We start from the raw sequence: 26,803 nt of genomic DNA, 5'->3' as shown, positions 1-26,803 counted from the left end.
CAAAAAGTATTTATCGCTTTGTTTCACCAACCTGCGCAGATGCGCAGGTTTTTTTTGCCTGCTATCTAAGAATTTCCTTACAATTTACTGATTATTATCATCTTTTTTCTTGCTCTGCTGCTGCCTCTTGTCTCCCGGGTCAATCACGATCTGAAACACTGTTTGCCTGTTAACTCCGAATCATTTTTTGTATAAACGCCAGAGAGTTATCACGCACCCTGTACTGGAAAATACATGCCTCCCTTGAAAAGATCGCTGGCGAAATCCCAGCCGGCCCCGACGTTTAATCCTATACGGTTCCGCCTTGTCTGCGTGGGCGTGCTGACCTGCCTCGGCGTTCTGCTGGCGCGGGTGGCCGACCTGCAGTTGATTAATCATCCGATGCTGGAAAAAGAGGCGGATGAGCGCTCGCTGCGCACGGTGACGCTGCCGACTAACCGTGGAACTCTGCAGGACAGAAACGGGGAAGCGCTGGCGCTGAGCGTGCCGTCGCGCGATGTCATTGCCGACCCGCAGCGCGTGCTGGAAGCACATCCTGATTTCACCAGCGACAAATGGGCCTATCTTGCCAATGCGCTGGAGCAGCGGCCGGAGGAGATCGCGGCGCAAATCAATGCCAACCCGAATCGTCGTTTCCTCTATCTGGGGCGCAAAGTCGAGCTGGGTATTGCTAAAGATATCTCCAAACTTCATCTGACAGGCATCTCAACGGTCTATGACGACAGCCGTTTTTATCCTATGAGCGAGGCTACCGCGCCGCTGATCGGTATCGTTGGGGCTGACAGTAACGGGCTGACCGGGCTGGAGAAGGGCTTCGATAAAGTCCTGCAGGGTACGCCCGGGGTGGAGAAGTACCGCCAGGATGCCAACGGTAATATCGTGGCAATGATTAACTATGAGCCACCCCAGCAGCCGCCGACGGTACAGCTGAGTATTGATAAGTTTGACCAGTACACGCTTTACAGCAAGCTGCGCGATGGCGTGCTGCTGAATAAGGCCGACTCCGGCGCGGCGGTGCTGATTAAGATCGATACCGGGGAGATCCTCGGTATGGCCTCCTATCCCTCCTTTAACCCCAACAACTTCGCCAAGGTGTCACCGGCGCAGATGCGTAACACGGCCATCAATGACAGCTACGAGCCGGGGTCAACGGTAAAACCGCTGGTGGTGATGGAAGGGCTGATCCGCAAGCTGGTGCGGCCAGACTCGGTGCTGGATACCACGCCTTATCGCGTTAACGGCCACCTGATCCGCGATGTTGGCCACTGGTCGCGGTTAACGATGACCGGCATCCTGCAGAAATCGAGTGATATCGGCGTGTCGCATATCGCGCTGGCGATGCCGGCGGAGGTGCTGGTGAACACCTATCGGTCCTTTGGCCTGGGTAAACCGACCGGCCTGGGGCTGACCGGGGAAAGCGTCGGCTATTTCCCGCTGCATCGCCAGCGCTGGGCGGATATCGAACGTGCTACGTTCTCCTTCGGCTACGGGCTGCGCGTCACGCCGCTGCAGATTGCCCGCGAATACGCCACGCTGGGTTCCTTCGGTATTTATCGCCCTCTGTCGATCACCAAAGTGACTCCGCCGGTGCTGGGGACGCGGGTGGCCGATGAAGATACGGTCAGGACGGTGGTGCATATGATGGAGAGCGATGCACTGCCCGGCGGCAGTGGGGTGCGGGCGGCGGTTCCGGGCTACCGGCTGGCGATTAAAACCGGTACGGCGGAAAAAATGGGCGATAGCGGCAAATACGACGGTGGTTACATCAACTATACCGCCGGGGTGGCTCCCGCCAGTAATCCGCAGGTGGCGCTGGTGATTATGATCAACCATCCCACCGCCGGCGATCACTTTGGTGGCTCGGTGGCGGCTCCGGTATTTGGCAATATCATTGGCCCGGTGCTCAAACATATGAATATCGCGCCGGATGCGCTTTACAATCCTGGCTGAGAAAAAAGGCTGTTTGTTCAGTATGTAAAGAAATGAGCGAACGATCATGACTGGTTTCATTTAGCGCCATTCATTTGCGTTTGTTTGCTGGTTTCAGGATCGCCTTCTGGTGACAATGGCAGTCCCAGAGGTATTGATTGGTGTGAATACAGTCTGCTCCCGGCGGACTGCACCCTGTTCAGTTGCACCAACCCACGCGGATGCGTGGGTTTTTTTTTACCTGCGCTCCCGGTGTTTTACGTTTTGTTTCAATCCTTAAAAACGCTCACAACTTTCCATAATTTATTCACATCTTTCCCCTTAATCCACCAAAGAAATTATTGCATCAGAGCTAAGCTGCCCCAAGCACGGCTGGCTTGCATTCCGTCAGTCGTGTCAGCCCCTTGATGGTGTTGGTAGCGCTGCAGGGGGCGTTCTCATTTCGAGGGAGCTGATTGATATGCCGAAGCTTAAAGACAGGACGCCTAAAGTCGGTGGACGCTCTGCAGCATTTCAGATGCGCATAAATCCTGAGCTTCATGCTCAGATAAAGTCGTTAACCGATGATGACAACATTACGCTTGCCTGCTGGCTGAAGGAACTGGCCCGACGAGAGTTGCGCCGGCGGGGAATTGAGCCCAGAGGCTGACAGAGATCGTTCTGAAGGTACCGTCAGATTCACGGCAGGCCGGGTGCGCGGTTTCTGATGCAGCTAGAAGATTTTGAGAACGCGTGCAGCAAAATGTGCCTCTGATGATGTTTCGCTCTTCATTGGAATCTGCTTTTGCTTTTTGAGAGTAATCACTCTCGTTATTATTTCAAAGTTATCACAAGAGATTAAATTATGGAAACAAGGATCTTTCCCCTTTGTTTAGTTCTTATGCTTACCGCCTGCGATCGGGGAAGCACCGTCACCACGATTAAACCGGCGGATGTCGGCGTGACCACATTAAAAAGTGATTCCGTGACGCTCTTCACCCAGTTACCGGGTCGTACAACGGCGGTCAGAACGGCAGAGGTCCGTCCGCAGGTTAGCGGGATTATTTTGAAACGCCTGTTTACTGAAGGCAGCGATGTGAAGGTCGGGCAGCCGCTGTATCTGATCGACCCTGCCAGCTATAAAGCCACCTACGACAGAGCGCTGGCAACATTTGAGAACGCCCACCGGCTGGCCGTTCGCTACAGGCCCCTTGTCGCAGCCAGAGCCATCAGTAAGCAAAGCTATGACGATGCGGTTGCCGCGGAAAAACAGGCGAAAGCAGATTTAGAAGTAGCGCAGGTTAACCTCAACTATACCAACGTTCGGGCACCGATTACCGGGCGTATTGGCCGCTCGCTGTATACGGAAGGCGCTCTGGTGACCAACGGACAGGCCAATTACCTCACCACTATTCAGCAGTTGGATCCCATCTATGTGGACGTCAGTGAATCGTCACTGGCTCTGATTCGCCAGCGGCGTGCACTGGCCGAGGGCAGGCTACAGACGGTGGGGGAAAATGCCGCCGCCGTGAAGCTCGCGCTGGAAGATGGCTCAAACTATGCCCAAAAGGGACGGTTAGAGTTTTCTGAAGTCACGGTTGATGAGACCACCGGCAGCATCACCATGCGGGCATCGTTTCCTAACCCCGACCGGGAGCTGCTCCCCGGAATGTTTGTCCATGCCATTCTTCCTCAGGGCGTTTCCCACAAGGGGCTGCTGGCTCCTCAGGAAGCGATCATGCACGACAATAAGGGCCGTCCTTATGTCTTTAAGGTCAGTGCCGAGAATACGGTGATCCAGCAGGACATTAAGACCGGAGAAATGGTGAAGAGCCAGTGGCTGGTGACGGAAGGGCTTAAACCCGGCGATCGGGTGATCGTCGACGGGCTGCAGCTGGTGCATGACGGAAGCAAGGTCATAGCGAAAGAACATCAGCCCGTTGTGATGGCAAAAGTCAATTTAACCACTGCAGACCCTTCTGCTCAGTAAGGATTCACGATGTCTAAGTTTTTTATTGAACGCCCCATTTTTGCCTGGGTGGTGGCGATTCTGGTGATGCTTATTGGGGGAATGGCCATTTTCACTCTCCCTATTAACCAGTACCCGAATATCTCACCACCCGCGATTTCAGTGCAGATCGTTTATCCGGGGGCCAGTGCTGAAACGGCACAAAATACCGCAGTGCAGGTCATCGAACAGCAGCTGAATGGTATCGATAACCTGCGCTACATTGAATCGCAAAGTAACAGCGACGGCAGCGCCACGATTATCGTGACGTTCGATCAGGGAACCGATCCGGATATCGCCCAGGTTCAGGTGCAGAACAAAGTCTCTTTAGCAGAGTCACAGCTGCCCGATGAAGTGGTGAAACAGGGGATCAACGTCCGTAAATACCAGGCTAATTTTATGCTGGTGGTCAGCCTGATAGCCAACAGCGGTCAGATGAGTAATGGTGACCTGGCCGATCTGCTGGTGTCGAAACTACAGGATGCGATCGCACGTACTAAAGGCGTGGGTGACTTTATCGTGATGGGGTCAGAATACGGTATGCGCGTCTGGCTGGACCCGGCCAAACTGTATCAGTATCAGCTGATTCCAAGTGATATATCCAGCGCGATCGCTAAGCAAAACGTTCAGGTCTCGAGCGGTAAACTGGCCGGCTTGCCGACCGTTGCCGGGGCAAAATTCAGTGCGACGGTCATCGGGAAGACCCGCTTACAGAAAGTCTCTCAGTTTGAAAATATCCTGCTTAAGGTTAACCCCGATGGTTCACAGGTTCGTCTGCGCGATGTCGGCAGTATCGATCTTGGCCCGCAGGATTACAGCATCTCCGCAACCTATAACGGCAAGCCTTCCGCCGGTATTGCTCTTCGCCTGGCCAGCGGCGCGAACGTACTGGACGCCATTGACGGAGTTCGAGCCACGGTAGACGGTATTAAAGCCTCCCTCCCTCCGGGCGTGGTGGTGAAGTACCCTTATGATACCTCGCCGGTGGTCAGCGCCTCGATTGAAGAGGTGGTGAAAACGCTTTTCGAGGCCATTGGGCTGGTCTTTATTGTCATGCTGATCTTCCTGCAGAATCTGCGCGCCACGCTGATTACGACGATGGTGGTGCCGGTTGTGCTGTTGGGGACCTTCGGCATTCTCGCCGCCTGTGGCTATACCATTAATACGCTGACGATGTTTGGTATGGTGCTGGCCATAGGTCTGCTGGTGGATGACGCAATCGTCGTGGTCGAAAACGTTGAGCGCGTAATGCATGAAGAGGGGCTTGACCCGAAAAATGCCACTATCAAATCGATGGAGCAGATTCAGGGCGCGCTTTTCGGTATCGCCATGGTGCTGTCAGCGGTGCTGCTGCCGATGGCATTCTTCGCCGGTTCAACCGGGGTTATCTATCGCCAGTTCTCCATCACCATTGTGTCTGCGATGGTGCTCTCTGTATTAATGGCGATGATCTTCACGCCCGCGCTGTGCGCGACGTTGTTAAAACCCGCGTCTTCAGATCATAAAGCGAAAGGGCTGGCGGGCTGGTTCAACCGTAAATTTGATTCCGGCACGATAAAATATACCCAAAGCGTGAGCAAAGTTATTACCCGCCGTAAATTCTTCCTGCTGGTCTATCTGGGGATGGTTATCCTGACCGGCGTGCTTTTTACGCGCGTCCCCACCTCATTTCTTCCTGATGAAGATCAGGGCGTGATGATGATGCAGATCACGCTGCCCAGTAATGCTTCAACGGATCGTACCCAGCAGGTCATCAATGAAATTGAGGACTGGTTACTGAAAAATGAGCCTGAAGTTTTGTCGGTGTTTTCACCTAACGGTTTTAGCTTCTCTGGCCGCGGTGAAAATACGGCGATGTCGTTCGTACTGCTGAAACCGTGGAGCGAGCGTAACAGCGATCAGTCCGTACAGAAACTCGCCGCCCGCACGATGGCGCACTTTGCCAACCTGAAAGGAGCGAAGGTGTATGCGCTGGTCCCACCTGCCGTAATGGAATTAGGTAACGCTACCGGCTTTGACTTTTTCCTGCAGGATTCGCAGAACAAAGGCCATGCGGCGCTGATGGCGGCACGTAATAAGTTCCTGGCGATGGCCGCTAAAGACAAGCGCCTGTTTGCGACCCGACCCAATGGTATGGAAGATGAACCGCAATACCATCTCATCATTGATGATGAACGCGCCCGCGCACTGGGCATCAGCCTTGGCGATATCAACGATACGCTCTCGATCGCCTGGGGGTCGAGCTATATCAATCAGTTCACCTACAACGGTCGCGTGAAGAAGGTCTACGTGCAGGGGAATGCCGGATCGCGCGTGACGCCGGAAGATTTAAATAAATGGTACTTCCGCAACAGTAGCGGAACGATGGTACCGTTTTCCGCGTTTGGGCGAGGGGAGTGGCAGTACGGTTCTCCTCGCTATGAGCGTTTTAACGGCATTTCTGCGGTTGAAATTATGGGGTCGCCGGGGGCAGGCTACAGCTCCGGGGATGCGGTGAAAGCCGTTAAGGAGATTGCCGCCAAACTGCCGGCAGGGTTTATCGTTGACTGGCACGGGCTCTCGTATGAGGAGCAAATGTCCGGTTCGCAAACCCCAGCGTTGTACACAATATCACTTATCGTTGTTTTCCTCTGCCTTGCGGCTTTATACGAAAGCTGGTCAATCCCGTTCTCGGTGATTCTGGTTGTGCCACTTGGCGTACTCGGTACGGTCATGGCCGTGCTGCTGCGTGGGCTGCAAAACGATGTTTTCTTCCAGGTAGGGCTACTGACCACCGTGGGGCTGGCGGCAAAAAATGCGATTCTGATCGTCGAATTTGCCAAAGACCTGCACGAAAAAGACGGGATGTCGCTGGTTGATGCCGCGATGGAGGCCGCCAAGCTGCGTATCCGCCCCATCATCATGACGTCAATGGCATTTGTGCTCGGTGTGATGCCGTTGACCATCTCAAATGGTGCAGGCGCAGGGAGCCAGCATTCAATCGGGACTGCGGTAGTCGGCGGTATGCTGACCGCAACTTTCCTGGCGATTTACTTTGTCCCGATGTTTTACGTTGTGGTATCGCAGTTTTTCTCCGCCAGGAAAAAAAATCAGCAAAAGGAGCAGAACCATGATGCATAAACCCTTAACTATCGGGCTGCTTCCGGTACTGGTGCTGGTGGGTTGTACCATGGAGCCTGATTATCAGCGTCCGTCGCTGCCGGTGGACAGCGGCTTTGTCCAGCAGGGGCCACATCTGGCGGGAAACGGTGCTGATATTCGCTGGCAGAATTTTTTCACCGAACCCATGATGCATCAGCTGATCTCACTGGCGCTCAAAAATAACCGCGATCTGCGGGTTGCGGCGCTGAATGTGGAAGTGGCACGCTCTCAGGTTACCGTTTCCCGTTCTGCGCTGTTCCCCTCCGTCGATCTCAACGCGGGTGAAACGGCGGCCCATATGCCGGGCAATCTTTATAATACCCGGCCCGGCGGCGGCGTGACTTATCATCAGTTTGACGCCAATTTTGGCGTGACCGCATGGGAGCTGGATTTCTTTGGCCGACTGCGCAGCATGAGCCACAGTGCCCTTGAGCGCTATCTTGCCATGGATGCAACACAGCGCGCAGCGCGAATTAGCCTCATTTCACAGGTTGCCGTGAGCTACCTGTCACTGTGTGCCGATAATGAATTGCTCCATCTGGCAAGTGATACGGCGGAAAGCCAGCAAAAGTCGTACGATCTGACAAAACGCAGCTATGACGGTGGCGTCAGCAGCGAGCAGGATCTGGTGCAGGCAGAAACGCTGGTACGGACTGCTCAGGCTGATGTTGCCACCTACAGTCGCCAGGTTCGACAGGATACCAACGCGCTGATGCTGCTGGTTGGGCGTGATTTGCCGGCCAGCCTGATGGCTAATGCCAGCGTGCAAAAAACGTGGCATTTCCCCGCAACACCGGCCGGTTTGCCCTCCGACCTGCTGACTAACCGCCCGGATATTATTGCGGCGGAGCATACGCTTAAAGCCGCGAACGCAAATATTGGCGCAGCGCGAGCGGCATTTTTTCCCAGTATCAGCCTGACCGCCATGGGAGGCTCAACATCAGGCAGACTGAGCGATCTTCTTTCCGGTGGTACTGCGGCGTGGGCGGTCAGTCCTTCCCTGGATTTACCTGTTTTTCGCGGTGGGCAGAATGTTGCCAATCTGAATATTGCTAAATTGCAGAAACGGATTGAAATTGCGGACTATGAGAAAACAATCCAGACGGCATTTAAAGAGGTAGGGGATGCTCTCGCCGGGCAGGAAACTTATCAGGATGAGCTTAATGCACGCCAGCTGGATGAACTGGCCAGTCAGAAAAACTATGATTTAGCCAACGTTCGTTATCGTGAAGGCGTGGATAATTTTCTCAATGTTCTGGTCGCGCAACGCTCGCTATACAGTGCGCAGCAGCTGCTGATTACAACCCGGCTCGGCCAGTTGACCCAGCAGGTCATGCTTTATAAAGCGTTAGGTGGGGGGTGGAAGTCATGATGAATATATCGGGCCTCAGTCGCCAACGTATATATATCTGAATCTCCCTGAGGATGAAGGATAAAAAAGACCCGGCTTATCCGTTAAGATAAGCCGGGTCTTTACTATCGGTCAGGAATTAATAGCGCCAGCCATTTTTTAATGCCGTATAACAAGCACTGACTCTATTCTCCTTGCACCAGTTTTGGTAAGCGGAACGCAAACCTGGAACGTTAACGCTTAATGCGTCCATGTTATTATTTTTCATAGAGATCAGATAGTCTGTGAAATTATCATAGTCTTTGTAGTTTATTGAGCCGATTCCTTCTGAACCTGCGCCTGAAACGTGATCCATTTGTTGCTGGTTTAATGTTTTCATTTAATTCCCTTTTTTAGCTGCATTTAAGGCCGCATATATCCATGCTATTTGATTGCTGTATTAATAGTAATCAATTATGTCGCGGTTTTTTACTGCCAGAGTGAGTAGAGGTTGTGTTGCCATCTCCGAAAGATCGGCAGCATTGAACCTGCTGCTGGCAAGGTTTAACTGCATTATAGGTAGTTTTTTGCCATTTCTTCTGTTGATAAACCCTGGCTAGTACACCATTTATTAAATGCGGGCATTAAGCCTCTGACTGGCAGATCGGTTTGAACATCAACAAGGCCAAGTGCTTTCATATGATGATCCTGCATGAACTGCAAATAATCACCAAAGTTTTCATAATTGGCGTAGTTAGTGGCCTGATACCAGTCAATTTCGCCAGCACCCGTACCCGCACCGGATACATTATTCATTTCATTCTGATATAGTTCTTTCATTTTAAATCTCCTTGTTAAATATTCCTTTGATTTTTGCTGCGTGGCAGCAAATTAATCTTATCGCTGCTTATGAAAGTAAGTAAAGGTTTTTTTAATCATAATACCTTTATGTTTTTCCTGGAGTTTATTGGGCTATTTATTAATTTCTGGCCCCTGTTGTTTTATTTGGCTGGGGTGTTTGATTCTTTTTTTTGACAGCTTTGCACGGTGAAACTTCCAGGAGTCATGCATCGATTTCATGTTACTTGTTGAGTTACGCTGCCATATCTTGCATTGTTACACTCAACTTGAAACCTGCACGGAGCCGGCAACTTGATCAATTTGCTTAAATTACTGTTCCGAATGATCTTTCGGACCCAACTAACGGGCGACCTCTCGGGGTTATACCAACAGAAGGTGTTAATCACCCCGAACCACATGTCCTTCCTTGATGGGGTACTGCTGGCCGTTTTTCTGCCGGTTAAACCGGTGTTTGCCGTTTATTCTTCAATCAGCGAACAGTGGTATATGCGCTGGCTGAGCCGCTTTATTGATTTTGTTCCGCTCGACCCGACCAAGCCCATGTCGATTAAGCATCTGGTGAAGCTGATTGCTCAAGGACGCCCGGTGGTGATCTTCCCGGAGGGGCGGATCACCGTTACCGGTTCATTAATGAAAATTTATGACGGTGCAGGTTTTGTCGCGGCCAAATCGCAGGCGACGGTGGTGCCGGTGCGCATTGAAGGTGCCGAATATACGCCGTTTGGCCGCCTGGCCGGGGTATTCAAGCGCCGTTTGTTTCCAAAAATATCGCTTACCGTCTTACCCGCCACAACAATACCGATGCCGGACGCCCCCCGTGCCCGCGACCGTCGACGACTGGCAGGTGAGCATCTGCACCACATTATGATGGAAGCAAGGATGGCGGTTCGTCCACGCCAGACCCTTTATCAGGCTTTTCTCGCGGCACGTGTGCGTTACGGCTACTTTAAGCCCTGTATTGAAGACGTGAACTTTAAACCGGACAGCTACACCAGCCTGCTGAAAAAATCGTTAGGGGTTGGCAGGATCCTGCAGCGTTACACCCGGCAGGGCGAATATGTTGGCCTGTTGCTGCCCAACGCCACCGTCACCGCGGCGGCCATCCTCGGGGCCACCCTGCGCGGTCGTATCCCTGCCATGTTGAACTACACCGCCGGTGTGAAGGGGCTAACCAGCGCGCTGACGGCGGCGCAGGTACAAACCGTCTTTACCTCTCGACAGTTCCTTGATAAAGGCAAACTGTGGCACCTGCCGGAAGGGATCCCGGGCGTGAAGTGGATATTCCTTGAGGATCTGAAAGACACGGTCACCCTGAAGGACAAACTGTGGATCCTCAGCCGGTTGCTGATACCTTCACTGGCAGAAGTGAAGCAGCAGCCTGAAGATGCCGCGATGGTCCTGTTCACCTCCGGTTCTGAAGGCCATCCTAAGGGCGTGGTCCACTCCCATAAAAGCCTGCTGGCGAACGTAGAGCAGATCCGCACGATTGCCGACTTTACTCCGCGCGATCGCTTTATGTCGGCCCTGCCGCTGTTCCACGCCTTTGGCCTGACCGTAGGGCTGTTTACGCCACTGATGACCGGCGCTCAGGTGTTCCTCTATCCCAGCCCGCTGCATTATCGCATCGTGCCGGAACTGGTCTACGATCGTAACTGCACCGTTCTGTTTGGTACCTCAACGTTCCTCGGTAACTATGCCCGCTTTGCGCAGCCGTATGATTTTGCCCGCCTGCGCTATGTCGTCGCCGGCGCTGAGAAACTGCAGCAGAGCACGCGTGATGCCTGGTTCGAGAAGTTTGGCATTCGAATTCTTGAGGGGTACGGCGTGACCGAGTGCGCGCCGGTGGTGGCTATCAACGTGCCCATGGCGGCGAGATCGCATACCGTGGGCCGCATCCTGCCGGGGATGGATTCTCGCCTGATCTCCGTACCGGGCATAGAAGAGGGCGGGCTGCTGCAGCTCTGTGGTCCGAATATCATGAAGGGATATCTGCGCGTCGAGCGTCCTGGGGTTCTTGAAGCGCCGCAGGCAGATAACGGTGAAGGCCGGATGGAAAACGGCTGGTACGACACCGGTGATATCGTCCGCTTCGACGAGGCGGGCTTCTGTCAGATCCAGGGGCGGGTGAAGCGCTTTGCCAAAATCGCCGGTGAAATGGTATCGCTGGAAAGCGTAGAGCTGATCGCGCTGAAGGCCTCGGATGAGAAGCAGCATGCGGCCACCATGAGGCCGGACGGCAATCGCGGTGAAGCGCTGGTGCTGTTTACGACGGATAGCGAGCTGACGCGCGAAAAGCTCCAGCGCGCGGCGCGGGAGCTGGGCAGCCCTGAGCTGGCCGTCCCGCGTGATATTCGGGTGCTGAAACAGCTACCGATGCTGGGCAGCGGAAAACCGGATTTTGTTACCCTGCGCGAAATGGCCGAGCGGCCAGAGGAAACTCATGAATAGCCCGACTGCCGGAACAAAGCCGTTAATGTCGAAGGGAATGATGGCGGTGATTGCCGCCCAGTTTCTCTCCGCGTTTGGCGATAATGCCCTGCTGTTCGCCACCCTGGCGGTGCTGAAGCAGCTGGTGTATCCCGACTGGAGCCAGCCGGTGTTACAGATGGTATTTGTTGCCACTTACATCATTCTGGCCCCTTTTGTGGGCCAGGTGGCCGACAGTTTTGCCAAGGGCCGGGTAATGATGTTTGCCAACGGCCTGAAGCTGCTGGGTGCACTGACGATTTGCGTGGGGCTGGATCCGTTCCTCGGCTACGGCCTGGTCGGCATTGGCGCCGCGGCCTATTCTCCGGCGAAGTATGGCATTCTCGGTGAGCTGACCGACGGTGAAACGCTGGTTAAAGCCAACGGCCTGATGGAGTCATCAACCATTGCCGCGATTCTGCTTGGGTCCGTAGCGGGGGGCTATCTTGCCGACCTCAACCTGACCAGCGCGCTGCTGGCCTGCGTAGGAGCCTATGCGCTTGCCGTGGTTGCTAACCTGATGATCCCGAAACTGGCCGCCGCCCGCAGCGGGCAATCGTGGCGGCCTGCCGCCATGTCCGCCAGCTTCTTCCGTGCCTGCCGTGTGCTGTGGCGCGATGGCGAAACCCGCTTCTCGCTGGTGGGCACCAGCCTGTTCTGGGGAGCCGGGGTCACGCTGCGCTTCCTGCTGGTGCTGTGGGTGCCGGTGGCGCTGGGCATTACCGATAACAAAACCCCGACGATGCTGAATGCGATGGTTGCCGTGGGCATTGTATTTGGTGCTGCCGCCGCCGCGAAGCTGGTTACGTTGAAAACCGTCGGGCGCTGTATGCCTGCCGGCGTATTGATCGGCGTTGCCGTGGTGGCTTTCTCACTTCAGCATACGGCGTTACACGCCTACGTGCTGCTGGCGATTATCGGCATGCTGGGTGGTTTCTTCGTGGTGCCGCTGAATGCGCTGCTGCAAATGCGCGGAAAGCAGACCGTGGGGGCGGGCAACGCGATTGCGGTGCAGAACCTGGGTGAAAATACGGCGATGCTGGTGATGCTGGGGCTTTATTCCCTGGCGATTAAACTGGGAGCGCCGCCGGTGCCAACCGGGGTGGGGTTCGGTGCCCTGTTCGCGTTGGCCATCGCCGTGCTCTGGGGCTGGCAGCTGGCGCAGAAACGTAAGGCCGTTGCTGCGCCATGACTGCTGTGTTGCGATGATGATGTGGTGATGTGGTGATGTGGTGATGTGGTGATGTGCTGATGTGCTGATGTGCTGATGTGCTGATGTGCGGATGTGCGGATGTGCGGGGCCGACTGGCCCCGCACACACTTGTGCAGATTTATTACGGCGCCGGATAAGTATAACGGCGATGAATTGCTTCCAGCTCGTCGACGATCTCTGCATCGAGCGTCAGATCGTAGCTGTCGATATTGATGGTGAGCTGTTCCAGCGTTGTTGCGCCCAGCAGCGTGCTGGCAACAAATGGCTGCTGGCGGACAAATGCCAGTGCCATTTGCGAGGGATCCAGCCCGTGGCGCTGTGCCAGCGCAACATATTCACCGATTGCCAGCTGCGCCTGCTCACCGCTGTAGCGCGTAAAGCGGCTGAACAGCGTATTGCGCGCACCCGCCGGCTTCGCGCCATTCAGATATTTTCCGCTCAGCGTACCGAATGCCAGGCTGGAATAAGCCAGCAGTTCCACGCCCTCATGCTGGCTGATTTCCGCCAGCCCCAGTTCAAAGCTGCGGTTCAACAGGCTGTAGGGGTTCTGAATGCTGACGATACGCGGTAGCTCATGTTTTTCCGCCAGCTGCAGGTAGCGCATCACGCCCCATGGCGTTTCGTTGGATACGCCGATGTAACGGATTTTCCCGGCGCGCACCTGCTCGGTCAGCGCTTCCAGCGTTTCCAGTAGCGTCACCGGCGCGGTGTTATCGGTGTACTGATAATTCAGCTTGCCGAAATAGTTGGTCTGACGTTGAGGCCAGTGCAGCTGGTATAAATCGATATAGTCCGTGTTCAGTCTTTTCAGGCTGGCATCCAGCGCTTCACGAATATTCTTACGATCCAGCGCCTGATTCGGTCGGATAGAAGCATCAGCCCCGCGAACCGGGCCGGCAACTTTTGACGCCAGTACAATTTTGTCACGACAGCCGCGCGCTTTCAGCCAGCTGCCAATGTATTTTTCTGTCAGGCCCTGGGTTTCCGGGCGTGGCGGCACCGGATACATTTCTGCTGTGTCTATCAGGTTAATGCCGCGGCTGAGCGCCAAATCGAGCTGAGCATGGGCGTCGGCTTCGCTATTTTGTTCCCCGAACGTCATGGTACCCAGGCCAAGAGAACTGACTTCAAGTGTGCTGTGGGGGATACGGTGATAATGCATAGCAGGCTTCCTTTTTTCATTATTAAAAGGTCAGGGACATCAGCTGCGTCCGCAACAGGGGATCCTGGCAATAGACTGCGACGTCTGCGCTGACAGAATCAGAACCCGGTTTTCGACTATAACCGTCAGACGCGAGAGGGGGAAGGGGGATTACCCGTGAGAGAGAGGAAAGCATATCGTTTGCCATCTGAAATATCAGAGCCAGATGGCAAATCTGCGATTAGCGCTCAACGATGGAGGAGATTTCATCACCGTTAATCTGTATTTCATGGCCGGATTCATCAACGTATTTCACCAGTCCGGTTTCTTTATCGATGCTGGGTTTCCCCTCTGTCATGATCATTTTACCGTCTTTGGTTGCCATGACGTAATCGCTACTGCAGCCGCCGAGCAGTAAAGCCATGCCCACCACCGCAATACTTAACATCCACTTCATACCTGTCTCCCTTAACGTTTATTACTGTGTTGAGTGTAGTAATAAACTATTTTCCCTGTAGTGATAATTTCATCAGTCTGAAAATGGACGATCGCTGGCGCGTATTATTGACTTTTCAGTCATTTCCCGCAATTCAAACGGAAATTACAGTAAAAAATGACGTGAGAGCAGCGCCGTCGTGAAGGTTTTCTTCAGATAAAAACCGCGCGGCAGGGTCATGATGGGCTGCCCATGACGACCAATCCCCTGGGTTAACGCTTTACTGTTTGCCGCCTTGGGGCGGAGCTGCAGCACCTCGCCGTGGCGGGCGGTAATCTGCTCAACCTGACCCAGCACAATCATGTCCATCAGCTCCTCCCAGTCGCGCTGGAGCTGAAGCTCCTCTTCCTCATTCGGGCTCCACAGCAGCGGCGCGCCGACGTGGCGCTCTGCCAGCGGAATAGCACGATCGCCTTCAACCGGTATCCACAGCACGCGTTCAAGCTTGTGGCGAACGTGACTGTTCTGCCAGGTGACGCCACTGTTGCCGGTCAGGGGAGCAACACACACAAAAGTCGTTTCCAGCGGGCGGCCTGCGGCATCGACGGGAATCGTTTTGAGCTCTACGCCAATCTCAGCGAAATCCTGTTCGGGTTTACTGCCCGCGCTGGCTCCAAGATAACGTTCCAGCAGCATCCCGACCCATCCTTTGTCTCGTTTCAGATCGCGCGGGATCGGGAGGTCTATTCGTCGGGCAAGTTCACCCAGCGTATAGCCGGCGAGCGCGTCGGCTCTGGCCATCAGTTCGGTTTCGTCGGCGGGAGGGGGAACAAGGAAGGGATCGCCTGTCATTGTGATATCCAGATCTGTGTAAAAAATAACCGTTTGATTTTAGCGTACTGTCGCATCACGCTGTTTCTGGGGGTAAGCCTAATAATAGCATGATAAATCATGTTTTTTATCGTCCAGGAAGACCCGGCCTGCTGACCCTTCCGCAAGTTTTACCCGGCTTGTCACCGACAATGAACAGGATCTTATACGTAGTTATCCACAGAAAAATGGGATAACTCGCTTTTAAATATAATACTGTTTCGATTTACAGCCTTGACGCAGGGGAATTTGGCAACTTTAGCCCCTTTCTCGCCCAACTAATCAACATATTCTGTGGATAAGCTTTAAGGTGCTCGATCTTTCACCAGTTGCTAAGTGCCCGGCTGTGACAACAGCATGACAGGGCTGGGATTAGCGTAAAAAATGCGATAAAGATGATGATTAATATAGAGTTATTTATTTTTTTTAGAAAGGGGCTTTAAGCGCCGCTGAAAGTTTTCCCCACCTGTTAACAGAGTTCTGCACAAAGCTATCCACAGAAAACGTGAATAAGATCGCCTTTTTACCCCGGTTTCTGTTTATAACTTTGCCTTACGGGATGAGTTATCCCAGTTACGCGCGAACTCTCGGGCCAAAACCAGTGGTTTACCGCCTTTAAGGAGTGTGAAACAATCAGAACATCCAGTTTTAGTTTGAGGTAGTCCGGTGATCGATGATGATGGCTACCGCCCGAATGTTGGTATCGTAATTTGTAACAGGCAGGGACAGGTTGTGTGGGCAAGGCGCTATGGCCAACACTCCTGGCAGTTTCCTCAGGGAGGGATTAATCCTGGCGAGACGGCGGAACAGGCGATGTACCGCGAACTTTTCGAGGAAGTCGGTTTGAGCCGTAAGGATGTTCGCATCCTGGCATCCACCCGTAACTGGTTACGATATAAATTGCCAAAACGTTTGGTGCGTTGGGACACAAAGCCGGTTTGTATCGGCCAAAAACAGAAGTGGTTTCTTCTGCAGCTGATGTGCAATGACGCGGATATCAATATGCAAACCAGCAGTACGCCGGAATTTGACGGCTGGCGCTGGGTCAGCTTCTGGTATCCGGTGCGCCAGGTCGTCTCTTTTAAACGTGATGTTTATCGCCGCGTGATGAAAGAGTTTGCCGGTGTCGTTATGCCCCTGCAGGAAAATACCACACAGAGAAATACGCAAGGCTTTCGAAGGAAGAGAGGTTAAGCCACGTAGATTATGCTCACACAACTACGCGAAATAGTTGAGAAAGTGGCGGCAGCGCCCCGGCTTACCGAGGCGCTGGATATTCTGGTTAACGAAATTTGTCTGGCCATGGATATCGAGGTTTGCTCAGTCTACCTGGCCGATCATGAACGTCGCTGCTACTACCTTATGGCTACGCGTGGGCTGAAAAAGCCGCGTGGGCGTACTGTCGCCCTGGCATTTGATGAGGGCATCGTCGGACTGGTGGGTCGCCTTGCTGAACCCATTAACCTTGCCGATGCGCAAAAGCACCCCAGCTTTAAGTTTATCCCCTCCGTAAAAGAAGAGCGTTTTCGTTCGTTTCTGGGCGTACCCATTATCAGCCGTCGCCAGCTCCAGGGCGTGCTGGTCGTTCAGCAGCGCGAACACCGCCAGTTTGATGAGAGCGAAGAGTCCTTCCTGGTCACGCTCGCCACGCAAATGGCGGCGATCCTTTCTCAGTCGCAGCTTAATGTTCTGTTCGGGCAGTACCGGCAGACGCGCATTAAGGCGCTGGCGGCGGCTCCCGGCGTGGCGGTGGCTGAAGGCTGGGTCGATTCTTCACAGCCTTCACTGGATCAGGTTTCCGCGGCTTCAACGCTGGATTCGGTGCGCGAACGCGAACGGCTGGCGCTGGCGATGGCCGAAGCATCAAATGAATTCCGCCGTTACAGTAAGCGCTTTACCGCCAGTATGCACAAAGAAAGCGCGGCCATTTTCGACCTCTATTCCCACCTGCTCAGCGATGCGCGGCTGAAGAAAGATCTGCTGGCCGAAATTGATGCCGGCTCCGTGGCCGAGTGGGCGGTAAAAAAGGTCATTGAGAAGTTTGCCGCGCAGTTTGCCAGCCTGCAGGACAGCTACCTGCGCGAGCGTGCCGGTGATTTGCGCGTGCTGGGCCAGCGCCTGCTGTTTCACCTCGACGATACCGTTCAGGGGACCAATACCTGGCCGGAACGTTTTGTTCTGGTGGCCGACGAGCTGACGGCGACAACCCTGGCAGAGCTGCCGCATGAGCGGCTGGCGGGCGTCGTTGTGCGCGACGGCGCCGCGAACTCCCATGCGGCGATTATGGTTCGCGCCATGGGTATTCCAACGGTGATGGGCGCTGATATTCAGCCGGACCTGATGAAGGGCCGTCTGCTTATCGTTGATGGTTATCGCGGTGAGCTGCTGGTCGATCCGGAGCCGGTGCTGGTACAGGAGTATCAGCGGCTTATCAGCGAAGAAAACGAGTTAAGCCAGCTGGCGGAGGATCTGGTTGAGCAGCCCGGCGCCTTAAAAAGCGGAGAACAGGTCAAGGTGATGCTGAATGCCGGCCTGAGCGCCGAGCATGAGCATACTCTCGGCAGCCGGGTCGACGGCGTGGGCCTGTACCGTACCGAAATTCCGTTTATGTTGCAGAGTGGTTTTCCTTCGGAAGAAGAGCAGGTTGCCCAGTATCAGGGGATGCTACAGCTGTTTCTCGACAAGCCGGTCACGCTGCGCACGCTCGATATCGGTGCAGACAAGCAGCTGCCGTATATGCCGATTAGTGAAGAAAACCCCTCGCTGGGATGGCGGGGCATTCGCCTGACGCTCGATCAGCCCGAGATCTTTCTCGTCCAGCTGCGCGCGATGCTGCGGGCGAACGTTGCCAGCAGTAATCTCAGCATCCTGCTGCCGATGATTACCAGCCTGGATGAAATCGATGAGGCGCGTCGTCTGATCGACAGAGCGGGGCGCGAGGTCGAGGAAATGCTGGGCTATACAATCCCGCGGCCGCGTCTGGGGGTGATGATCGAAGTCCCCTCGATGATCTTTATGCTCAGCCACCTGCGGGATCGCGTGGATTTTGTCTCGGTGGGGACGAACGATCTGACCCAGTATCTGCTGGCGGTGGATCGCAACAATACCCGGGTGGCCAGCCTTTACGACAGCCTGCATCCGGCCGTACTGCGCGCCCTGCACAGTATCGGCCAGGAAGCGGCGCGCGCGGGCGTCGAGCTGTGCCTGTGCGGTGAAATGGCAGGCGATCCAATGTGCGTGGTGATGCTGATTGGCATGGGCTATTACCACCTCAGCATGAACGGTCGTAACGTAGCGCGCGTAAAGTATTTACTGCGCCATATCGACAGGGAAGAAGCTCAGGAACTCGCACTGCGCGGTCTGGAAGCGCCTCACACCAGCGACGTGCGCCACCTGATTGCCGCGTTTATGGAGCGCAGAGGGCTGGGCGGCCTGATTCGGGGCGGAAAATAAACACCAGGCCCGGTACTTAACAAAGTTTACAGTTGCGCCGGGCCGTAATAATTCACGTTATGCTATGATGCGCAGCCTCAGGCAGGCGCCGCGTGCGCACGCATCTCTATATTCCGTCGCCTGCTCGTCAGGACAGAATTTTAAAATGGTGAAAGATGAATAACGGCTATCTGGCTTTCCCCCAATTTGATCCGGTGATTTTCTCTGTTGGCCCGGTGTCTCTACACTGGTATGGGCTGATGTATCTGGTTGGCTTTATATTCGCTATGTGGCTGGCCGTTCGCCGGGCTAATAAGCCGGGCAGCGGCTGGAAAAAAGAGGAAGTGGAAAATCTGCTTTATGCAGGCTTCCTCGGCGTGTTCCTCGGTGGCCGTATTGGCTACGTGTTGTTTTACAACATGCCGCTGTTCCTCGAAAACCCGCTGTATCTGTTTAAAGTCTGGGATGGCGGCATGTCATTCCACGGCGGCCTGATTGGGGTGATCGTGGTGATGCTGATCTTCGCCCGCCGCACCAAACGTACTTTCTTCCAGGTTTCAGACTTTATGGCTCCGCTGATCCCGTTTGGGCTGGGTGCCGGCCGTCTCGGCAACTTTATCAACGGCGAACTGTGGGGTCGCGTGGATCCCAATCTGCCGTGGGCGATGCTGTTCCCGGGCTCACGCAGCGAAGATATCGCGCTGGTTGCCACCCACCCGGAATGGCAGTCCCTGCTGGCGACCTACGGCGTACTGCCGCGCCACCCTTCACAGCTCTATGAGCTGATTCTGGAAGGGATCGTGCTGTTTATTATTCTGAATGTATTTATCCGCAAATCGCGCCCGATGGGAGCCGTCTCCGGCCTGTTCCTGATTGGCTATGGCGCTTTCCGTATTATTATTGAGTTCTTCCGTCAGCCCGATCAGCAGCTTGGCCTGTTTAGCGGCATCAGCATGGGGCAAATCCTCTCTGTGCCAATGATTCTGGCCGGCGTGATTATGATGATTTGGGCGTATCGTCGTCGCCCGCAGCAGCAGCTTCGTGAGGAAAAATGAAACAGTATCTGGAATTAATGCAGCATGTCCTGGAACAGGGCACACCGAAGAACGATCGTACCGGAACGGGTACGCTTTCGGTCTTCGGCCACCAGATGCGTTTCAACCTGCAGGACGGGTTTCCGCTGGTTACCACCAAGAAATGTCATCTGCGCTCGATCATTCACGAGCTGCTGTGGTTCCTCAACGGTGATACGAACATCGCGTATTTGAAGGAAAACAACGTTTCAATCTGGGACGAGTGGGCGGATGAAAATGGCGATCTTGGCCCGGTCTACGGTAAGCAGTGGCGTAGCTGGGGCGCACCGGATGGTCGTCAGATCGATCAGCTGAGCAAGGTTGTTGAGCAGCTTAAAACCGATCCTGACTCCCGCCGCATCATCGTTTCCGCCTGGAACGTGGGTGAGCTGGACGAGATGGCGCTGGCGCCGTGCCACGCTTTCTTCCAGTTTTACGTGGCAGACGGCAAGCTTTCCTGCCAGCTGTATCAGCGTTCCTGCGACATTTTCCTCGGTCTGCCGTTTAATATCGCCAGCTACGCGCTACTGGTGCATATGATGGCGCAGCAGTGCGACCTGGAAGTGGGGGACTTCGTCTGGACCGGTGGCGATACTCACCTGTACAGCAACCACCTTGAGCAGACCCGCCTGCAGCTGAGCCGCGAGCCGCGTGCGCTGCCGCAGCTGGTAATCAAACGCAAGCCCGCTTCTATTTTCGACTATCGCTTCGATGACTTCGAAATCGTTGGCTACGATCCACATCCGGCAATCAAAGCGCCGGTAGCCGTGTAAAAACGCGATCCCCGGTATGAATAATGCCGGGGAATGTTTTACGCCGCAGACGGTGGCGGATAGCAGTCAAAAATATCCGTCAGTAGCGGATATTCTGCCGCTCCCGGCAGCTCAAAGTGCCACCATTCTGTCGCAATTCCCTTAAATCCCCCCTCAAGCATAATCGCGCTCAGCATCAGCCGGTGACGCAATGCCCGCGCCGGGACGGAAGGATGCCAGGGATGTGAACGTTCATGCATCTCGTCAAAGCCGCTGCCCATATCCACAATATTGCCCTGTTCATCAATCAGCGTGACGTCCACCGCGGTCCCGCGGGAGTGATTCGACCCCTGGGTTACGGGAATAACATAGTCAGGATCGGGGCAGGCCTGCCACAAATTCATCTGCGCTTTCTGCGGTCGATATGCGTCATAAATCAGCAGGGTAAAGCCCGCAATGGCCGCGATATGTGCACTTCGCGCCAGCGCAGCGGCGGCATCCGGATGCAGCAGACAGCGGTGCTCACAGTAAATCGGCTGGCCGGTAATGTTGTCCGCCGTGGCATATTTTAAATCGATCTGCACCTGCGGCAGCGAGGTGGCAATGTCGGTCAGTTGAATATCATCCATTTTTTCTCCTGGTTCTGTTCGGCGCTGACATGCTTAATCTTTTCCGGTGCTTTCTACCGTGACGTTCTCAATTCATCCATGCATCTTAGTCTTTCTTTCCGCCGGAGCTAAGCAAATCCGGCGAGCGTAGTGTTCTCAATGATGAAAATGCGCAGCCCCACGTAACGCCAATGAATGCCGATGAAACAGATGCATTTGTCTGGAAGATGCCGCGCACACCGGCGAGAAGCCGCTGGCAGAGCAGGAGAAACAGGCGCCACACTGGGCTGATGAAAATAACGCAATCGGCAGGATTTACCCTGCTGGAAATGATGATAGCGATCGCGCTTATCGCCGTGTTAAGCCTGGGATCGTGGCAGGGCTGGCAGCACTGGCAACAGCTGCGCCAGCTTAATGACAGCGCGCAGCAAATCCAGCGCCTGCTGCTGCGACTGCGCAGCGACGCCTGGTGGCATAACGCCGATCGGCTGGTATGGCTGAAACCGGGGCCGCGCTGGTGCATGGGTGCGGAGAGAATGCCCGACCGGTGTCGCGAACAGGCCCGGCTGACCCTGCTGGCTCCCTGGCCCGGCGTCAGCATTCGTTCGGTGACGGCGGAAATGGGGTTTTACGGCGTGAAAAATACCGCCCGGCCCGGAAATATCACCATTGTCAGCGATTCCGGCGAGCGGAGGATCATCGTCTCATCCCGGGGCCGGGTGCGAATTTGTTCCGTGTCGGAGGACGGATGTCGATGAATGCGGGTGGCTTCACTCTGCTTGAAACGCTGCTGGCCATGGCCATCGGCAGCGTAATGATGCTGGGAGCCGCGCGAACGCTGCCGCTTTTGCAGCAGCAAAATCTGCGCCTGCAGATGCAGGTTCAGCTAAACGAAGAACTGCAGCAGATAATGCACACGCTGGAGAAAGCGGCACGGCGGGCGGGTTACTGCCACGGTCGCTGTAGCGGAAGCGCGATGCAGATTCATAACGGTGGTCGCTGTCTGCTGGTCCGTTGGGATGAAAACAGCAACGGGCAGTGGGAAAGCACCGGAAGGGAAGACAGCGATTACTACGGCTTTCGTTTGAGAGCAGGAAATCTGGAAATGCAGCGTGGCGTCGATCGCTGTGAAGGCGGCGGTTGGGAAAAGCTGAACGATCCCCGCGTTATCGCTATTGATGAGTTTCGGGTGGTTCGTAACCGGCAGCAGGTCCGCCTGCTGCTGGAGGGGCATTCCAGCGCCTGGCCCGCGATGGTTCAGCGCACCGAGCACTGGCTGGCGGCGGAGAATTTATGATGCATTCACAGCGGGGCAGCGGCGCGCTGCTGATGGTGATTATTATTCTGCTGATGGGGACGGTTATGCTGCATGCTACGCGGCGACAGCTGAGCGATAACCTCAGCCTGGTCAGCGATGAACGGCACTATATTCTGGAGTACACCGATGCCACCTCCGCACTGGCGTGGGGATCACGCCTGGCCTGGCCCAGTATGGATGGCTGGTTCTGCCAGCGTGAGCCGCAGTACGCCTGGCGAGCCTGCGTACTCAACCACCCGTCAGGAACGCTGCTGCGCGGTGACCGCGGTAGCGGAACCCTCTCTCTGTTCCGCTGGGTGAGCCGCCTTGCCGGTGGCAAAGTTAGCGCCATCCCGCATGGCTGGCTGGATTACTGCCCGCTGCCCGACAGGAGTCTCTGCCATGACTCGTCGTTGTAATCAGCGCGGATTCAGCCTGGTCGAAACGCTGTTCGCCCTGCTGTTATTTAGCCTCAGCATCACGGCTCTGATGCGCTACCAGCTGGTGCTGGCCGACGGTTTCCAGCAGCAGTGGCAGCAGCGCAGCGCATGGCGTAATGCATGGCAGCTGCTGCAGGGAAATCCCCTGGAAGGATGGCGGACGCAGATGCATCAGCGAAGTGGTCCCCAGGGCTGTCAGCTGCTGACGGCACAAGTAATAAGCCCGGCGTGGCGCAGAGCCGAGCTGGTTCAGCTGCGCTGCCCGGCGGTGGATAATTAACGGCAGCAGCGCTACATTTCCAATGTTCATCCTGTGGGGGTAGAGTACTCATCAGGAAATTAAACCCTCTTACGTTGAGAATCTGTCGGTTATGTTCACTGTTTACCACTCCAATCAGCTGGATCTGCTTAAAACGCTGGCATCATGGCAGATAAAAAATCGGCCATTGTCCAATCCGCTGGTTCCGGAAGTGGTGCTGGTTCAAAGCCCCGGTATGGCGCAGTGGCTGCAGATGTCGCTGGCCGAAGATTTTGGCATCGCTGCGAATATTGATTTCCCGTTACCCGCCAGCTTTATCTGGGATATGTTCGTTCGCGTGCTGCCTGATATCCCGCGTGAAAGCGCATTCAGTAAATCGGGTATGAGCTGGAAGCTGATGGCGATCCTCCCGGATATGCTGCCGGGAGAGGAGTTTGCAACGCTGCGCAATTACCTGAGCGATGACGAGGATAAGCGCAAGCTGTTCCAGCTGGCCTCCCGGGTGGCGGACCTGTTTGACCAGTATCTGGTATACCGGCCTCAGTGGCTTAACGGCTGGGAAAAGGGCGAACTGACGGAAGGGCTGGGCGAGGCGCAGGTCTGGCAGGCGCCTTTATGGGCGGCTCTGGTGGAATACACCCATCGGCTCGGGCAGCCGGAATGGCATCGTGCCAACCTCTACCAGCGTTTTATCCACCGGCTTGAGAACAGCCCGACGCGGCCGGACAATCTCCCCGACCGGGTATTTATCTGCGGGATAAGCGCGCTGCCCCCGGTGTATTTACAGGCGCTGAGCGCGCTGGGTAAACATATCGACATTCATTTGTTGTTTACCAATCCCTGCCGCCACTACTGGGGCGATATTCAGGATTATGCGTTCCTGGCTAAACTGCAGAGCCGCAACCGCAGGCACTATGAGGATCGGCGGGAGATCCCGCAGTTTCGTGATGTCGACAGCGCATCCTCACTGTTTAATGATGCCGGGGAGCAGCAGCTGAGCAATCCGCTGCTGGCCTCATGGGGCAAACTGGGGCGCGATAATCTCTACCTGCTGGCGCAGATTGAACCCAATGAGGTGTTTGCCTTTGTCGATCTCGAGCCGGTGAATCTGTTGCAGACCCTGAAGCGGGATCTGCTGGAGCTGGAAGATAACGCGGTGATCGGCCTGCAAAAAAGCGAATGGGAAACCAGTGAAGAAAAACGCCTGCTGGCACCTGAGGATCGGTCGATAGTCATCCATCAATGCCACAGCCCGCAGCGCGAGGTGGAAGTTCTGCAGGATCGCCTGCTGGCGATGATGGCCGACGATCCCTCGCTGACCCCGCGCGATATCATCGTTATGGTCGCTGATATTGACGCCTATACGCCGTTCATCCAGGCGGTATTTGGCAATGCGCCGCCGGAGCGCGCGCTGCCGTTTGCCATTTCCGACCGTCGCGCCAGCCAGGCGCACCCGGCGCTACAGGCTTTTATATCGCTGCTGAGCCTGCCCGACAGTCGCTTCACCGCGGAAGACGTGCTGGCCCTGCTCGAAGTGCCGGCGGTAGCGGGGCGCTTTGCCATCGACGAAGAGGGGCTGCGGCTGCTGCGCCACTGGGTGGCGGAATCCGGCATTCGCTGGGGGCTGGATGATGACAACGTTCGCGAGCTGGATCTGCCCGCCACCGGTCAACATACCTGGCACTTTGGCCTGACGCGAATGCTGCTGGGCTATGCGATGAACAGCGATGCGGGGGAATGGCAGGGAATACTGCCCTACGATGAATCCAGCGGTCTGATTGCTGAACTGGCGGGAAATCTGGCTGATTTACTGATGCAGCTGCATCGCTGGCGTCGCTGGCTGGATGAAACCAGCGATCTGGCGCACTGGCTGCCGATCTGTCGCCAGCTGCTGGATGATTTCTTTGTCTGTGATGCGGAAACGGAAGCGGCCCTGGCGCTGATAGAAGAGCAGTGGAAGCTGGTTATTGGCTACGGCGTTGAGGCCGGTTATCAGCAGGCCGTGCCGCTGACCGTGCTGCGCGATGAGCTGGTTTCCCGGCTCGATCAGCAGCGTATCAGCCAGCGTTTCCTCGCGGGGCCGGTCAACTTCTGCACCCTGATGCCGATGCGTTCCATTCCCTTTAAGGTGGTGTGCCTGCTGGGGATGAACGACGGAATTTATCCACGGACCCTGCCGCCGCTGGGCTTCGATTTAATGAGCAAGCAGCTGCAAAAAGGCGATCGTAGCCGCCGGGATGATGACCGCTATCTGTTCCTTGAGGCGCTGAATTCAGCCCAGCAGCAGCTCTATATCAGCTATATCGCCCGTTCAATTCAGGATAATACGGAACGATATCCCTCTGTGCTGGTCAGTGAATTAGTGGAGTACATCTGCCAGAGCTTCTGTTTGCCTGACGATCGATCGCGGGATGTAGACCACAGCGCGCAAAACGTGGCGGCGCATTTGCACCATCTGCACAGCAGAATGCCCTTTGCCGCCGAGAACTTCAGCGCGACTGCGGAGTTCAGAAGCTTTGCTGAAGAATGGCTACCCGCGGCCAAAGCCACGGGGACCGCTCACCCGCCGTTTATGCAGCCACTAGCGGAGGAAACGCTGGATACGCTGAGTTTTGAGCGGCTGGTGCGGTTCTGGCGGCATCCGGTCAGGGCATTTTTCAGCATGCGGCTGGGCGTCAGCTTCAGGCTGGAAGAGATGGAGCTGCCGGATGCGGAACCTTTTTCCCTGGATGGCCTGACGCGCTATCAGATGAATGCGCAGCTGCTTAACAGCCTGATCGAGGGGGAGGAAAGTTCCCGTCTTTATGCCCGGCAGCGGGCTTCAGGTGCGCTACCTTATGGCGCTTTCGGCGAGCTAATCTGGGAAGAGCAGGAGCAGGAGATGACTGTGCTGGCCGGCCGCGTGCGCGAACAGCGCTCGGCGGCGGAAAGCCGGGAAATTTCGCTGCAGATTGACGGCGTGTTGCTGACCGGCTGGCTGGCTCAGGTGCAGGATAGCGGGCTGCTGCGCTGGCGTCCGGGCAATCTTAACTTCAAGGACGGGCTTACCCTGTGGCTGGAGCATCTGGTCTACTGTGCAACGGGGGGCAGCGGTATCAGCCAGATGCTGGGGCGCAACGACAGCCAGTGGCGATTCCCGGCGATAGCAGCGGATGATGCCCGGCAACAGCTTGCCGGCTACGTTGCCGGCTACCGGCAGGGGATGTGCTCGCCGCTGTTGCTGACCGAGTCCGGTGCCGCCTGGCTGGCGGAAAGTTACGATGAAGCCTCCGGCGATCTGCTGCGCGATGAGGCCACGCAGAAAAAAGCCCGCAGCAAGCTGCTGGCGCGCTGGCAGGGGAATTATCAGATTGAGGGTGAGGGCAGCGATCCCTATCTGCAGAGGGTGATCCGCACGCTGGATGAAACGCACCTGCAGGCAATGACTGAGTGTGCTGAACGCTGGCTGTTACCGCTGCGTCAGGCGCACCGGTCTGAATAGTCTCTGGCGATATGCCCCCTTCCCGGCGGAAGTACCGGGAAGTTTTACGGACAATCAGGATGTTATACTGTAGTGTTATTTTATAAC

Annotated in this window: 22 protein-coding genes; 16 read left to right on the top strand and 6 right to left on the bottom strand. The window is 55.5% G+C overall.

Annotated elements, in window-relative coordinates:
- Positions 1–234: 234 nt before the first annotated feature.
- From PGH32_RS13880 to PGH32_RS13860, 5 genes are all read left to right on the top strand, one after another.
- A complete protein-coding gene (locus PGH32_RS13880) occupies positions 235–1,950 on the top strand; it encodes a penicillin-binding transpeptidase domain-containing protein (protein ID WP_337894339.1) in 1,716 nt (571 codons plus the stop codon).
- Positions 1,951–2,389: 439 nt separating this feature from the next.
- Positions 2,390–2,578 carry a toxin-antitoxin system HicB family antitoxin gene (locus tag PGH32_RS13875; RefSeq protein ID WP_314425923.1) on the top strand — a complete coding sequence of 63 codons (189 nt, stop codon included), beginning with the start codon at positions 2,390–2,392 and terminating at the stop codon, positions 2,576–2,578.
- A gap of 195 nt (positions 2,579–2,773) precedes the next feature.
- Positions 2,774–3,898, top strand: a complete 1,125-nt coding sequence (locus tag PGH32_RS13870) for an efflux RND transporter periplasmic adaptor subunit (RefSeq protein ID WP_443112781.1) — start codon at positions 2,774–2,776, stop codon at positions 3,896–3,898.
- Between the two features lie 9 nt (positions 3,899–3,907).
- Positions 3,908–7,036, top strand: a complete 3,129-nt coding sequence (locus tag PGH32_RS13865; protein WP_337894338.1) for an efflux RND transporter permease subunit — start codon at positions 3,908–3,910, stop codon at positions 7,034–7,036.
- Positions 7,026–8,429: an efflux transporter outer membrane subunit gene (locus PGH32_RS13860; RefSeq protein ID WP_443112780.1), complete on the top strand. Its 1,404-nt coding sequence runs from the start codon at positions 7,026–7,028 to the stop codon at positions 8,427–8,429. Before PGH32_RS13865 ends, PGH32_RS13860 begins: the two co-directional genes overlap by 11 nt.
- A 118-nt stretch (positions 8,430–8,547) precedes the next feature.
- Here the strand turns inward: PGH32_RS13860 and PGH32_RS13855 are convergent, their stop codons facing one another.
- Positions 8,548–8,787, bottom strand: a complete 240-nt coding sequence (locus tag PGH32_RS13855; RefSeq protein WP_337894337.1) for a hypothetical protein — start codon at positions 8,785–8,787, stop codon at positions 8,548–8,550.
- 173 nt (positions 8,788–8,960) lie between these two features.
- Positions 8,961–9,227, bottom strand: coding sequence for a hypothetical protein (locus PGH32_RS13850; protein WP_314425928.1), 267 nt, complete (start codon positions 9,225–9,227; stop codon positions 8,961–8,963).
- A 342-nt stretch (positions 9,228–9,569) separates the two neighbouring features.
- Here PGH32_RS13850 and aas point away from each other — a divergent pair, with 342 nt between their 5' ends.
- Both aas and lplT read left to right on the top strand, forming a co-directional pair.
- Positions 9,570–11,696 (top strand): bifunctional acyl-ACP--phospholipid O-acyltransferase/long-chain-fatty-acid--ACP ligase, encoded by a 2,127-nt coding sequence (gene aas, locus PGH32_RS13845; protein ID WP_337894336.1) that lies wholly within the window; start codon positions 9,570–9,572, stop codon positions 11,694–11,696.
- Complete coding sequence (gene lplT / locus PGH32_RS13840; protein ID WP_337894335.1) at positions 11,689–12,906, top strand: lysophospholipid transporter LplT; 1,218 nt, start codon at positions 11,689–11,691, stop codon at positions 12,904–12,906. The genes aas and lplT overlap by 8 nt, the downstream gene beginning before the upstream one ends.
- A gap of 142 nt (positions 12,907–13,048) precedes the next feature.
- On the opposite strand, the gene PGH32_RS13835 is transcribed toward lplT, so the two are convergent.
- The 3 genes from PGH32_RS13835 to mutH all read right to left on the bottom strand — a co-directional run bounded on the left by PGH32_RS13835 (position 13,049) and on the right by mutH (position 15,356).
- Positions 13,049–14,089, bottom strand: a complete 1,041-nt coding sequence (locus PGH32_RS13835; protein WP_314425934.1) for an NADP(H)-dependent aldo-keto reductase — start codon at positions 14,087–14,089, stop codon at positions 13,049–13,051.
- A gap of 220 nt (positions 14,090–14,309) precedes the next feature.
- Positions 14,310–14,525: a YgdI/YgdR family lipoprotein gene (locus tag PGH32_RS13830; RefSeq protein WP_314425936.1), complete on the bottom strand. Its 216-nt coding sequence runs from the start codon at positions 14,523–14,525 to the stop codon at positions 14,310–14,312.
- A 144-nt stretch (positions 14,526–14,669) separates the two neighbouring features.
- Complete coding sequence (gene mutH / locus PGH32_RS13825) at positions 14,670–15,356, bottom strand: DNA mismatch repair endonuclease MutH (RefSeq protein ID WP_337894334.1); 687 nt, start codon at positions 15,354–15,356, stop codon at positions 14,670–14,672.
- Positions 15,357–16,040: 684 nt separating this feature from the next.
- On the opposite strand from mutH, the gene rppH reads away from it, so the two are divergent.
- The 4 genes from rppH to thyA all read left to right on the top strand — a co-directional run bounded on the left by rppH (position 16,041) and on the right by thyA (position 20,652).
- On the top strand, positions 16,041–16,568 hold the full coding sequence (gene rppH / locus PGH32_RS13820; protein WP_314425942.1) for an RNA pyrophosphohydrolase: 528 nt from the start codon (positions 16,041–16,043) through the stop codon (positions 16,566–16,568).
- A gap of 12 nt (positions 16,569–16,580) precedes the next feature.
- Positions 16,581–18,827 (top strand): phosphoenolpyruvate--protein phosphotransferase, encoded by a 2,247-nt coding sequence (gene ptsP / locus PGH32_RS13815; protein WP_314425943.1) that lies wholly within the window; start codon positions 16,581–16,583, stop codon positions 18,825–18,827.
- Positions 18,828–18,982: 155 nt separating this feature from the next.
- Positions 18,983–19,861: a prolipoprotein diacylglyceryl transferase gene (lgt, locus tag PGH32_RS13810; protein ID WP_314425946.1), complete on the top strand. Its 879-nt coding sequence runs from the start codon at positions 18,983–18,985 to the stop codon at positions 19,859–19,861.
- Positions 19,858–20,652: a thymidylate synthase gene (gene thyA / locus PGH32_RS13805; protein ID WP_337894333.1), complete on the top strand. Its 795-nt coding sequence runs from the start codon at positions 19,858–19,860 to the stop codon at positions 20,650–20,652. Before lgt ends, thyA begins: the two co-directional genes overlap by 4 nt.
- Before the next feature lie 38 nt (positions 20,653–20,690).
- Here thyA and ddpX read toward each other — a convergent pair whose 3' ends face one another.
- On the bottom strand, positions 20,691–21,260 hold the full coding sequence (ddpX, locus tag PGH32_RS13800; RefSeq protein ID WP_337894332.1) for a D-alanyl-D-alanine dipeptidase: 570 nt from the start codon (positions 21,258–21,260) through the stop codon (positions 20,691–20,693).
- Between the two features lie 269 nt (positions 21,261–21,529).
- Between ddpX and PGH32_RS13795 the strand changes: the two genes are divergently transcribed.
- The 5 genes from PGH32_RS13795 to recC all read left to right on the top strand — a co-directional run bounded on the left by PGH32_RS13795 (position 21,530) and on the right by recC (position 26,716).
- Positions 21,530–21,997: a prepilin peptidase-dependent protein gene (locus tag PGH32_RS13795; protein ID WP_314425954.1), complete on the top strand. Its 468-nt coding sequence runs from the start codon at positions 21,530–21,532 to the stop codon at positions 21,995–21,997.
- Positions 21,988–22,536, top strand: coding sequence for a prepilin peptidase-dependent protein (locus tag PGH32_RS13790; RefSeq protein WP_314425957.1), 549 nt, complete (start codon positions 21,988–21,990; stop codon positions 22,534–22,536). Before PGH32_RS13795 ends, PGH32_RS13790 begins: the two co-directional genes overlap by 10 nt.
- Complete coding sequence (locus PGH32_RS13785) at positions 22,533–22,955, top strand: DUF2509 family protein (RefSeq protein WP_337894331.1); 423 nt, start codon at positions 22,533–22,535, stop codon at positions 22,953–22,955. The genes PGH32_RS13790 and PGH32_RS13785 overlap by 4 nt, the downstream gene beginning before the upstream one ends.
- Positions 22,939–23,256: a prepilin-type N-terminal cleavage/methylation domain-containing protein gene (locus tag PGH32_RS13780; protein WP_337894330.1), complete on the top strand. Its 318-nt coding sequence runs from the start codon at positions 22,939–22,941 to the stop codon at positions 23,254–23,256. Before PGH32_RS13785 ends, PGH32_RS13780 begins: the two co-directional genes overlap by 17 nt.
- A gap of 91 nt (positions 23,257–23,347) precedes the next feature.
- Complete coding sequence (gene recC, locus PGH32_RS13775) at positions 23,348–26,716, top strand: exodeoxyribonuclease V subunit gamma (protein WP_337894329.1); 3,369 nt, start codon at positions 23,348–23,350, stop codon at positions 26,714–26,716.
- The last annotated feature ends 87 nt before the right edge of the window (positions 26,717–26,803 follow it).

The sequence above is a fragment of the Erwinia sp. SLM-02 genome, assembly GCF_037450285.1.
Lineage (GTDB): Bacteria > Pseudomonadota > Gammaproteobacteria > Enterobacterales > Enterobacteriaceae > Erwinia.
The sequence above is the reverse complement of the archived record's forward strand: the minus strand, read 5'-3'. Positions and strand labels throughout refer to the sequence as shown.